Origin of the sequence: Streptomyces agglomeratus (assembly GCF_001746415.1) — a bacterium.
Lineage (GTDB): Bacteria > Actinomycetota > Actinomycetes > Streptomycetales > Streptomycetaceae > Streptomyces > Streptomyces agglomeratus.
Map to the genome: position 1 here is coordinate 1350904 of NZ_MEHJ01000001.1, position 11597 is coordinate 1362500.

Annotated in this window: 10 protein-coding genes and 2 rRNA genes (1 of these 12 running past the window's edge); 7 read left to right on the forward strand and 5 right to left on the reverse strand. The window is 67.0% G+C overall.

Annotation, left to right across the window (positions count from 1 at the left end; genetic code table 11):
• Positions 1-51 precede the first annotated feature (51 nt).
• Positions 52-363: a hypothetical protein gene (locus AS594_RS05535; protein WP_069933382.1), complete on the reverse strand. Its 312-nt coding sequence runs from the start codon at positions 361-363 to the stop codon at positions 52-54.
• Positions 364-498: 135 nt separating this feature from the next.
• Between AS594_RS05535 and AS594_RS05540 the strand changes: the two genes are divergently transcribed.
• The 6 genes from AS594_RS05540 (at position 499) to AS594_RS05565 (ending at position 5755) form a co-directional block, all read left to right on the forward strand.
• Complete coding sequence (locus tag AS594_RS05540) at positions 499-921, forward strand: DUF350 domain-containing protein (protein ID WP_069925951.1); 423 nt, start codon at positions 499-501, stop codon at positions 919-921.
• A gap of 320 nt (positions 922-1241) precedes the next feature.
• Positions 1242-2825: an ATP-binding protein gene (locus AS594_RS05545; protein WP_069933381.1), complete on the forward strand. Its 1584-nt coding sequence runs from the start codon at positions 1242-1244 to the stop codon at positions 2823-2825.
• Positions 2822-3229: a roadblock/LC7 domain-containing protein gene (locus AS594_RS05550; RefSeq protein WP_069925953.1), complete on the forward strand. Its 408-nt coding sequence runs from the start codon at positions 2822-2824 to the stop codon at positions 3227-3229. The genes AS594_RS05545 and AS594_RS05550 overlap by 4 nt, the downstream gene beginning before the upstream one ends.
• Positions 3226-3591: a DUF742 domain-containing protein gene (locus AS594_RS05555; RefSeq protein ID WP_069925954.1), complete on the forward strand. Its 366-nt coding sequence runs from the start codon at positions 3226-3228 to the stop codon at positions 3589-3591. The genes AS594_RS05550 and AS594_RS05555 overlap by 4 nt, the downstream gene beginning before the upstream one ends.
• Positions 3572-4177 carry a GTP-binding protein gene (locus AS594_RS05560; RefSeq protein ID WP_069933380.1) on the forward strand — a complete coding sequence of 202 codons (606 nt, stop codon included), beginning with the start codon at positions 3572-3574 and terminating at the stop codon, positions 4175-4177. Before AS594_RS05555 ends, AS594_RS05560 begins: the two co-directional genes overlap by 20 nt.
• A 30-nt stretch (positions 4178-4207) precedes the next feature.
• On the forward strand, positions 4208-5755 hold the full coding sequence (locus AS594_RS05565; RefSeq protein WP_069933379.1) for a cytochrome P450: 1548 nt from the start codon (positions 4208-4210) through the stop codon (positions 5753-5755).
• On the opposite strand, the gene AS594_RS05570 is transcribed toward AS594_RS05565, so the two are convergent.
• Entirely contained in the window at positions 5730-6830 is a 1101-nt protein-coding gene (locus tag AS594_RS05570) for a terpene synthase family protein (RefSeq protein ID WP_141747152.1), read from the reverse strand. The genes AS594_RS05565 and AS594_RS05570 overlap by 26 nt on opposite strands.
• A gap of 279 nt (positions 6831-7109) precedes the next feature.
• Here AS594_RS05570 and AS594_RS05575 point away from each other — a divergent pair, with 279 nt between their 5' ends.
• Positions 7110-8033, forward strand: a complete 924-nt coding sequence (locus AS594_RS05575) for a TetR/AcrR family transcriptional regulator (protein ID WP_069933377.1) — start codon at positions 7110-7112, stop codon at positions 8031-8033.
• Between the two features lie 81 nt (positions 8034-8114).
• On the opposite strand, the gene AS594_RS05580 is transcribed toward AS594_RS05575, so the two are convergent.
• The 3 genes from AS594_RS05580 to AS594_RS05590 form a co-directional block, all read right to left on the reverse strand.
• Complete coding sequence (locus tag AS594_RS05580) at positions 8115-9080, reverse strand: YihY/virulence factor BrkB family protein (protein WP_069933376.1); 966 nt, start codon at positions 9078-9080, stop codon at positions 8115-8117.
• 115 nt (positions 9081-9195) lie between these two features.
• Positions 9196-9312: ribosomal RNA gene (gene rrf, locus AS594_RS05585) — 5S ribosomal RNA — on the reverse strand.
• Positions 9313-9386: 74 nt separating this feature from the next.
• Positions 9387-11597, reverse strand: a 23S ribosomal RNA gene (locus AS594_RS05590) (it continues 914 nt past the right edge of the window).

Consider the following 11597-nt stretch of genomic DNA (forward strand, 5'->3'; position numbering starts at 1 on the left):
CTTCGGCGCCTCGGGCGGATCACTCGCCCGTGGCGCCGAGCCGCGTTCCGGTCACGGGATCAGGAACGCGTCGGCCGCCACCGCCGCCGCGAGGCCCGCGCCCAGCAGCCAGGTGCCCAGGCGGGTGCGGCCGCGCCGGCTGAGCTCGATCACGATCCCGCACAGGATCAGGGCCAGGCCGTACACACCGACCACGAGAACGGACGACCGGCTCGCCAGCCGCACGACGAGGACCGCCGCCACGGCCACCATCAGTACCGACGCGGCGGCGACGCGCATCCGTCTGGCCTGACGCGGCGTTGTACCGCCGGCCTGCACGGACGACGGTTCGGTCACTGCCTGTTCCTGGTCAGATGCGCTCATGAGTTCGGATCGTAATCGCTCACCCACGACGCCGTTGCGCCGCCCCGGAGCCCGTCCACCCGCCGCGGGACACCCGTGCGATAGGTTTTGCCTCTCCTTGACCACGACCCACTTCACGCGCGGAGACACAGACCAATGGAAGACATCGTCAACGGACTTGGCCGCTCCGCCGCCTACGGCGCACTGGGCGTGGTGCTGCTGACGCTCGGCATATTCCTGGTGGACGCCCTGACGCCGGGCAAGCTCGGCCGGCAGATCTGGCAGGAGCGCAACCGCAACGCGGCGCTGCTGCTGAGTTCGGCGCTGCTGGGGATCGGCGGCATCGTCTTCACGTCGATCTGGACGACGTACACCGACTTCGGCAAGGGACTCGCGTCGACGGCCGCGTTCGGCCTGCTGGGGCTCGTGATGATGGCCGTGGCGTTCTGGGTCGTCGACGTGGTGACGCCGGGGAAGCTGGGCGAGACGCTCGTCCAGGAGGAACCGCACCCGGCAGTGTGGGTGACCGCGTCGTGCAACGTCGCGGTGGCGGCGATCATTTCGGCGTCCATCGCCTGACCCGGGGGGGCGAGCACAGAGCACGCCACACACGGCCGAGGCCGCTTCCGCTAGCGCGGGAGCGGCCTTTGTGCGTACACAAGGCCCATACGTCACCCGATCGGTTACTCCTTGCGCACACGCGTGAGCCCAGTGTGCAAAATTGGCGAGTCTAAACCGGCCGGGAAGGCCCGTGCAGAGGGTTACGCGAATATGCCACCGCACTGATCCGTTCTGGCTAAGCTCGCTCGAAGCGCGCCGAGTTGATATGAAATCACGCACTTGTTCGCAAGTGTCCGATAGTTCGAAGAAATCCCCGAATCGACCGCCAGAGGGTTTACATGGTTCGCGTTGAATCGCCTCCGACTGACCGAGAATCCGCCCTTTTCCGCGCGCTCGTGCCACCCGTCCTCCTGATGGCCGCGGCCACCGCCGTCGCCTTCGTCGTCGTGCCGGGCTCCGCCCGGATACCGGTCGCCTGTTTCGGCGTCCTGGCGACCGTCGTCGTCACCGCCCAGGTCGTCCGCCGCGGGCGGGCCATGCGCGCGCTGCGCGCCGAGTACGCACAGCGCCTGGCCCTCCTCGACCAGCGCGTCACCGGGCACGACCGGCAGACCCTGCGCCTCAGCAACGAGCTGCTGCCGGCCACCATCCGCCGCCTGCGGAAGGGCCAGTCGCCCGCCGAGGTGATGCGGGACATGGTCGACGCGGACCCGACGTACCGCGACCTTCCGGAGCCGGAGCGCGCCCTGGTGCGCTCGGTCCTCGAAATCGTCGACAACGAGGAGGCGATGCGCGACTCCGCGCAGCGCGCCTTCGTGAACATCGCGCGCCGCGTGCAGGCCATCGTCCACCAGCAGTCCAGCGAGCTGCGGTTGATGGAGGAGGACCACGGGCGCAACCCTGCGGTCTTCGACGACCTGCTGCGTCTGGACCACGGCACCTCGCTGATCGGCCGCCTCGCCGACTCCATCGCCGTACTCGGCGGTGGGCGCCCCGGACGTCAATGGCCCGAGCCCGTACCGCTGTTCAGCGTGCTGCGCGGCGCGATGTCCCGGATCCTGGAGTACCAGCGGGTCGATCTGCACTCGATCGCCAAGGTCGCCATCATCGGCACGGCCGTCGAACCGCTCATCCACGCCTGCGCGGAGCTCCTCGACAACGCCACCCGCTACTCGCCCCCGCAGACCCGGGTGCACGTCACCGCGGTCGAGGTCCAGACCGGCATCGCCATCGAGATCGAGGACGGCGGCGTCAGCCTCAGCGAGGAGGCCAGGGGCCGGGCCGAACGCATGCTGGCCCAGGCCCAGGCGGGCATCGACCTCAACGACCTCGGCGAGACCCCGCGCCTGGGCATGGCCGTGGTGGGCCGGCTCTCGCAGATGTACGACCTGAAGGTCTCCCTGCGCCAGTCCGCGTACGGCGGCGTCCGCGCGGTGCTCATCGTGCCGCGCGAAGTGATCACCACCGGCCCCGCCCCCGGCATCGCCCACGGCATCGGCGCCACCGCGGTTCCCCGGCAGGGCCCGTCCGGCCTGTCCGAGGCTGAAGAGGCGCGTGTCCCCCGGCGCAAGCCGCGGCCGGTCGCCCAGCCGAAGCGGCCGGTGCACGTACCGGTCGCCAGGGAGGAGGACGTCCCCGAGGTGACCGAATGGACGTCGCAGGGGCTCCCGCAGCGCCGCAGCAGGGGCCGGGCGCCGCTCGGCTCCCACAACCTGCCGCCCGAGCAGCGCCCACCGCTCAACGGGCAGCCGAACGGGTACGCCAACGGCCAGGCCAACGGTCGGCCGAACGGCCCGGCCAAGGAGGAGCCGGAGCCGGGGCTCTGGCTCGAAGCCTTCACCAAGGGGTTCAACGGCACGGCGCCGGACCCGTCCGCCGATGACGAACCTGACGACGCGTTGGACAAGGGAGATCTCAAGTGATCCAGCAACGGGCAAATTTCGACTGGATGCTCAAGGAGCTGGCCGACGGGGTTCCGCAGGTCCAGCAAATCGTCGTCCTGTCCGCGGACGGACTGCGGATCGCCCGGCACGGCGGCGACCCCGACGCCGCCGACCGGCTCGCCGCCGCCTGCGCGGGGCTCCAGAGCCTCGCCGGGGCCGTCGCGGCGGAAATCCCGTACAGCGAGGGCAAGATGCGGCTCGTCGTCATCGAAGTCGACGGCGGCCTCTTCTACCTGATGGCGGCCGGGACCGGGGCGTACCTCGCCGTGCTCGCCGACGACACGGTGGACGCGGGCCTCATGGGAACCCGCATGCGCGACCTGGTCATCCGTATCGGCGCCCATCTGACGAGCCCTCCGCGCCATGACGGGCAGACCGTATGAGTCCCCCCCAACGAGAACGGCGACAACCCGGGACGAAGGACCCGGAGCGGCTGTACGTGCTCACCGGCGGCCCGGACGGAGCCGAGCGCGCCCCGCTCGACCTGGTCACGATGGTCGTCTCCCGCACCGAACCGTCACCGACGGTCCAGCCCGAACAGGCCGCCATCCTGCGGCTGTGCCGGGCCCCGTTGTCCGTTGCAGAGGTCTCGGCGTACCTCAGCCTGCCCTTCAGCGTCGTGACGGCGTTACTGACCGATCTGCTCGCCACCGAACTGATCGAATCGCGGGCGCCCATCGTCCGCGCCGCCCTGCCGGACCGGTCCCTCCTCGAAGCGGTGATGCATGGACTTCAGAAGCTCTGACACGGTCACCGGCCCGCGCAGCGAGGACGTTCTCCCCGACACGGCCACGGCCGCGGTGAAGATCGTCATCGTGGGCGGGTTCGGTGTGGGCAAGACGACGATGGTGGGCTCGGTGAGCGAGATCCGCCCGCTGACCACCGAAGAGACCATGACCCAGGCCGGGGTCGGCGTCGACGACAACCTGGAGGGCAAGACCGCCACCACCGTCGCCATGGACTTCGGCCGGATCAGCATCAGTGAGGAACTGATCCTGTACCTCTTCGGCACCCCCGGCCAGGAGCGCTTCTGGTTCCTGTGGAACGGCCTCTTCGAGGGCGCCCTCGGCGCGGTGGTACTGATCGACACCCGCCGCCTCGAAGTGAGCTTCGACGTGATCGGGCGCCTGGAGGAGCGTGGCGTGCCGTTCGTCGTCGCGATCAACACGTTCCCCGACGCGCCCCGGCATCCCGTCGACGCCCTGCGCAGCGCCCTCGACCTGCCCCCGGAAGTACCGATAGTGGACTGCGACGCGCGAGGGCGCGGGTCCTGCCGCGACGTGCTGCTGACGCTGATGCGCTATCTGCACTCCTTGTCCCTGACGGCCTGATCGCCCGACCTCCCCATCCCTGGAGTGACCGTGACAACCCCCTTCCACCATCTGCCCGGAGCGGACGGCGGGGCCGTTCCGCCGCCGGGATGCCCGGCCCACGCCACCACCGGTACGGGCCCGGGCGGCCTGCGCCGGCTGTACGGGCCGGAACACGAGAACGACCCGATGGCCGTGTACGAGAAGCTGCGCGCGGAGCACGGCCCGGTGGCCCCGGTGCTGCTGAACGACGACGTACCGGCCTGGCTGGTGCTCGGCCACACCGAGAACCTGCACATGACCCGTACGCCGTCGCAGTTCTCCCGCGACTCCCGCCGCTGGCGCCTGGTCGCCGACGGCACCGTGCCCCCGGACCATTCGCTGGCCCCCGTCTTCACCTGGCAGCCCATCTGCGTCTTCGCCGACGGCCGGGACCACGAGCGGCTGCGCGGCGCGGTCACCGACAGCATCGCGCGCATCGACACCCGCGGTGTACGCCGCCACATCAACCGGTACAGCAACCGGCTCGTCAACAGCTTCTGCCAGGACGGCAAGGCCGACCTGGTGAGCCGGTTCGCCGAGCACCTGCCGATGATGGTGATGTGCCAGATCCTCGGCATGGCGGAGGAGTACAACGAGCGGATGGTGCAGTCCGCCCGCGACATGATCAAGGGCACGGCGACGGCGAACGCCAGCAACGCCTATGTGATGGGCGTACTGAACCGGCATGTGGCCAAGCGGCGGGCCGCCCCCCAGGAGGACTTCACCACCTGGCTCGTCGAGCACCGGGCCGGTCTCACCGACGACGAGGTCAGCCAGCATCTGCGGCTGGTGCTGATCGCGGCGTACGAGACCACCGCGAATCTGATCGCCAACGTACTGCGCATGGTGCTCACCGATCCGCGCTTCCGCGCCCAGCTCAGCGGCGGCCACATGACACTGCCCGAGGCGGTCGAGCAGACCCTCTGGGACGAGCCCCCGTTCACCACGATCCTCGGCCGCTGGGCCGTCGGCGACACGGAGTTCGGCGGCCAGCAGATCAAGAAGGGCGACGCCCTGATCGTCGGCATCGCCGCCGCCAATGTGGACCCGGTGGTGCGTCCCGACCCGCACGCATCGATGCAGGGCAACCGCGCCCACCTCGCCTTCAGCGGCGGGCCGCACGAGTGCCCGGGGCAGGACATCGGGCGCGCCATCGCGGACACCGGCATCGACGCGCTGCTGATGCGACTTCCGGACGTACAACTGGCGGTCGAGGAGGACGAGTTGCGGTACCGCAGCGCCCTCATGTCGAGGCATCTGACCGCGCTTCCGGTGAAGTTCGCTGCGCGACCGCCCGAGGCCGACACCGTCGGCCCCCTGACCACGGCGTCACGCACCACACCGCAGCCGGACTGGCAGGTGGACTCGCCGGGGGGATCGAGCGCCCCGCCCCCCGCCCGGGTACCGTCGCCCTCCCCGCAGCCCGCCCAGTCGCCGGGACACGCGTTGCCGCAGCCGGCCGCGATGCGGACGCCGGTCGTGATCCCCTCGCAGCGCAGGCCGGTGGCACCCAAGCGGATGTGGCAGGCGGTCACCCGATGGTGGCGCGGTCACTGACCGACAGCTGGTCCCACCACCAGGCGATCGTGGGGAGGGGAAGCGGCTCGAAGCTGTCGTCGGCCGGACGCTGCTTCCACCACCCCTCGTCCGGCATGTCCGTCGGGGCCGAGGGCACCTTGTAACGCGGGCAGGCGGAGGCCCAGTCGAGGTGTCCGCGGATGAACTGGCCGAGCCCCTGTACGTACCTGCGCAGAGCACCTCCCGCGTCCCTGAGCACCTGGTCGCGCAACCGGAGGAAGAGCACCATGACGCGGTCCCGCATCTCCACCGCCTCCTGGAGTGCGTGGTGCGGGTCGCAGCCGAGTTCCTGGCACAGGACGTCGATCAGGTTGAGGTTGTCGTCCGCCCGCAGCAGCTCCTTGTTGCGGGAGTAGAGGTCGTTGTCCCAGCTGACCAGGGTCCAGGTGATCTCGGTGAGGGCCCGCACCCGCGGGTCCTCCAGGTCGTTGTCGGGTACGGAGTATCCGGCGACGATCTCGATCATCGCGGTGGAGGGGGCCATCCCTATCGCGCGCATCCACAGCGTGACGTAGTCGTTCAGCGAGGGCAGTTCCGGGCTGCGGCGCCAGGCCGCCTCCCAGACCAGCCCCGAGGTGTAGACGCGCATGGCATCGGTCCAGCGGCGGATCTGCTGCCGGGAGGCGTACCGCTCCAGCTCGATGCGCAGTAAGCGCAGCGCCGCCGTGTGCGGCGAGTCGTCCGGCCGGCGTGCGGAAGGGGCCTCAATGGCGCGCATGATCCGGGACGTCTCCTGAGCGAGCACGTCCGCGGTGACGTAGGACTCGTCGCACACGCCGTCGTCGAGCGAGAAGAGCACGGCGTGGAACTTGGCCATCAGGGTGAGCGGTTCGAGCTGCCCGTACGCCATGGTGGACGCCGTCAGTCCGCCGAAGTCGCAGAGGGCGAGCCGGCCGCGCTGATGCTCGTCCGCGTCGAGACTCTGCTGGAGCATCCACCGGACCGTCACGTCGTTGAGTGCCTCGGCCGCCGGGTGAACGACGGACGGCACCGGGCAGTAGAACGGCACGATCGGTAGTTGCTGACCCAGTCGATGTGGCGAGATTACGGTCATGTTCGGCCTCCCCTTGGATACCCCGCGTACGCTGGGGCGTATATGCCCATGTCCGACCATCAATAACAATGCAACTGGCCATTGCCTGAGCTGAGTTGATCGGCAGTTGCCCAAAGTCGCAGAAGGCCACTATCACCGCTGTGCCGGGGGTTTTCACGGCTATAAAGCTGACTGATCCATCAGTCAGGGTCTCAACAACGGTCCATTTTCGTTGCGGTGCCTGGTCATCGCGGTCCCGTGTGTTGTGTTCCTCTCAACGCATCGGTACGGTCGCCGACCATGCAGCCAGAACCCGGAAGCCGAGTCGGTGACTCCGGCGGTCAGGTCGCCGAGCGGGTGCGCCGGGTAATCGGCGCCACCGGAGTGAGCCAGCGCGAGTTCGCCCGACGGGTCGCCATGGATGCGTCAAAACTGTCACGTTCGCTCAGTGGTGTGCGCCGGTTCACCGTGGCCGAATTGGTCCGCATCGCCGCTACGGCCGAAGTGGACGTCGGATGGCTGCTCGGCTCCCCCGGCGGAACTTCCGCGAAGCCCTCCGCCGTACGCCGCGGCCGCCCCGGCGCCGCCGCCGCGCCCCCCGAGGGCGGCAGGCCGCTCCAGATCGTCCGGGAGACCGTACGGCTGATCGCGGAGCGCGGATTCCACGCGGTACGGGTCGCCGACATCGCCGAGGCGTGCGCCACCAGTACGGCCGCCGTCCACTACCACTTCCCAGGCCGGGACGAACTGCTGGAAGCGGCGGTGCGCTGGTGCATGGACGAGGACACAGCCCGGCGGGCGGCGGGGATCGCCGACGCCGGTGACGCGGCCGACGAGCTGCGCCGGCTCATCGAGCTCCGGACGCCGTACACCGCGCAGCGGCGCCGGCAGTGGAGCGTCTGGCTCGACCTGTGGGCGGAAGCCGCCCGCGGCACCGCCGTCGGCCGGCTGCACAACGCCTACCACCGGCAGTGGCGGGCCACGGTCACCGACGTCCTGCGGCGCGGCGTCGGCCAGGGCGTCTTCCGTCCGACCACGGACCCGGACGCCGACGCGCTGCGGCTGACGGCGCTGATCGACGGCCTGGCCGCCCAGGTCCTGGCCGTCGCACCGGGCGCGACGGCCGGCACGAGCCCCGCGGACATGCGGGCGGCGCTGCTCGCCTACGTGGACGTCACCTTGACCGCACCGGGCCCGTCCCGCGGCTCTGCCGCGCGGTCGTAGGGCAGATCGAGGAGACCGGCACCGGCATCGTCAGCCTCACCGCCGACCTGGGTGGGTCGTTCGATCACCGCCGTGTGACGCTCAGGCTCCCGGACCGGGATCGGGCCTCACCGGCTCGCGCAGCCCCGCGCGGGCGGCTTCGAGCTGGGCGGCGAACGCGACGCCCAGGAAAAGCGCTATGCCGGTGAGGTTCGCCCAGAGCATCAGGGCGACGAAGGCGGTGAGCGGTCCGTACACCGCGCCGAAGGAGCCGCTCTCGGCGACGTACAGGGCGAGCAGCCAGGTAGCCACCACCCAGAGCACCAGGTGGACGGCGGATCCGACAGCGAGCCAGGTGTAACCGGGCTGGTCACGCCGCGGTGCCCAGCGGAAGATCACCGCGGACGCCAGCAGGGCGAGGAGGACACCCACCGGAATCTGCAACGGACCCCACAGGTCGAGCAGCGACTCGGGCCACCGGAGAGCCTCCACCAGCGCGTCCCCCACCGCTTCTCCGGCGATGAGCACGAGGAAGCCCAGCACCATGGGGATCCCGGCGCCCAGAGCCAGCAGCAGGCTCCGTCCGTACTTCGCGAGGAAGGGACGGTCTCTCTCTATCCCGTAGATGCGGTTGCTGCCGCGCTCGATCTGCCCCATGGCAGAAGTGAGGTTCAGTACGGCGAAGGCCAGGCCGAGCCACATCGCGACCGCTATCGAGGTACTGCCGCCGGCGCTGCGCCGGGTGTCCGCGAGTGCCTCCTGGACCAGCTCGGTGCTCGCCCCGGGCACGATGTGTCCCAGGGTCAGCTCGACGACGCGCCCCACGCTCTCGGTGTGCACACTCGCGGCGACGCCCACCATGGCGATGGCGAACGGCACAGTACCCAGCACGACTTGGAAGGCCAACGACCGAGCGTGGCTGAACCCGTCGGCGTACCGGAACCGCGCAAAGGCATCGAGGAAGAGCTTGCGTCCCCCGTAGTGCCGTAGAGCGGTGAGGGCTTCGTCGCCGGAGAGTTCCTCCCCGATCATGTCCCGAGTCTGGGGGACATGCACCACAGTTCCCATCGGACGCCAGCTTTCATTCGAACCTGTTTGTTGTCCGCACAGAGACTACGAGCATTTTGGACGCAAAAAAGCCCCGGCCCCCGGACATAAGTCCGGGGGCCGGGGCGTAAAAATTGTTCGGCGGTGTCCTACTCTCCCACAGGGTCCCCCCTGCAGTACCATCGGCGCTGAAAGGCTTAGCTTCCGGGTTCGGAATGTAACCGGGCGTTTCCCTAACGCTATGACCACCGAAACTCTATGAAGTTGAACAAACCGGAATCGGCACAGTTCGTTACTTCAGAACTAACACAGTGGACGCGAGCAACTGAGGACAAGCCCTCGGCCTATTAGTACCAGTCAGCTCCACCCGTTACCGGGCTTCCACATCTGGCCTATCAACCCAGTCGTCTACTGGGAGCCTTAACCCCTCAAAGGGGGTGGGAATACTCATCTCGAAGCAGGCTTCCCGCTTAGATGCTTTCAGCGGTTATCCTTTCCGAACGTAGCCAACCAGCCATGCCCTTGGCAGGACAACTGGCACACCAGAGGTTCGTCCGTCCCGGTCCTCTCGTACTAGGGACAGCCCTTCTCAATATTCCTACGCGCGCAGAGGATAGGGACCGAACTGTCTCACGACGTTCTAAACCCAGCTCGCGTACCGCTTTAATGGGCGAACAGCCCAACCCTTGGGACCGACTCCAGCCCCAGGATGCGACGAGCCGACATCGAGGTGCCAAACCATCCCGTCGATATGGACTCTTGGGGAAGATCAGCCTGTTATCCCCGGGGTACCTTTTATCCGTTGAGCGACAGCGCTTCCACAAGCCACTGCCGGATCACTAGTCCCGACTTTCGTCCCTGCTCGACCCGTCGGTCTCACAGTCAAGCTCCCTTGTGCACTTACACTCAACACCTGATTGCCAACCAGGCTGAGGGAACCTTTGGGCGCCTCCGTTACTCTTTAGGAGGCAACCGCCCCAGTTAAACTACCCATCAGACACTGTCCCTGATCCGGATCACGGACCGAGGTTAGACATCCAGCACGACCAGAGTGGTATTTCAAGATTGACTCCACACACACTGGCGTGCATGCTTCAAAGTCTCCCACCTATCCTACACAAGCCGAACCGAACACCAATATCAAACTGTAGTAAAGGTCCCGGGGTCTTTCCGTCCTTCTGCGCGAAACGAGCATCTTTACTCGTAGTGCAATTTCACCGGGCCTATGGTTGAGACAGTCGAGAAGTCGTTACGCCATTCGTGCAGGTCGGAACTTACCCGACAAGGAATTTCGCTACCTTAGGATGGTTATAGTTACCACCGCCGTTTACTGGCGCTTAAGTTCTCAGCTTCGCACGCCCGAAAGCGCACTAACCGGTCCCCTTAACGTTCCAGCACCGGGCAGGCGTCAGTCCGTATACATCGCCTTACGGCTTCGCACGGACCTGTGTTTTTAGTAAACAGTCGCTTCTCGCTGGTCTCTGCGGCCACCCCCAGCTCACGGAGTAAATCCGATCACCAGTGATGGCCCCCCTTCTCCCGAAGTTACGGGGGCATTTTGCCGAGTTCCTTAACCATAGTTCACCCGAACGCCTCGGTATTCTCTACCTGACCACCTGAGTCGGTTTAGGGTACGGGCCGCCATGAAACTCGCTAGAGGCTTTTCTCGACAGCATAGGATCATCCACTTCACCACAATCGGCTCGGCATCAGGTCTCAGCCTTAACGAGGGACGGATTTACCTACCCCTCGGCCTACACCCTTACCCCGGGACAACCACCGCCCGGGCTGGACTACCTTCCTGCGTCACCCCATCGCTTACCTACTACCACCTTGGACCGGCGGCTCCACCACTTCCCTTTGCCCGAAGGCTCCAGGACGGCTTCACGGCCTTAGCATCAATGGATTCGATACTGGGCGTTTCAAAGCGGGTACCGGAATATCAACCGGTTGTCCATCGACTACGCCTGTCGGCCTCGCCTTAGGTCCCGACTTACCCTGGGCAGATCAGCTTGACCCAGGAACCCTTAGTCAATCGGCGCACACGTTTCTCACGTGTGTATCGCTACTCATGCCTGCATTCTCACTCGTGAACCGTCCACAACTCGCTTCCGCGGCTGCTTCACCCGGCACACGACGCTCCCCTACCCATCCCAGCGGGCGTTGGCCCTTAATGCTGGAATGACACGACTTCGGCGGTACGCTTGAGCCCCGCTACATTGTCGGCGCGGAATCACTTGACCAGTGAGCTATTACGCACTCTTTCAAGGGTGGCTGCTTCTAAGCCAACCTCCTGGTTGTCTCTGCGACTCCACATCCTTTCCCACTTAGCGTACGCTTAGGGGCCTTAGTCGATGCTCTGGGCTGTTTCCCTCTCGACCATGGAGCTTATCCCCCACAGTCTCACTGCCGTGCTCTCACTTACCGGCATTCGGAGTTTGGCTAAGGTCAGTAACCCGGTAGGGCCCATCGCCTATCCAGTGCTCTACCTCCGGCAAGAAACACACGACGCTGCACCTAAATGCATTTCGGGGAGAA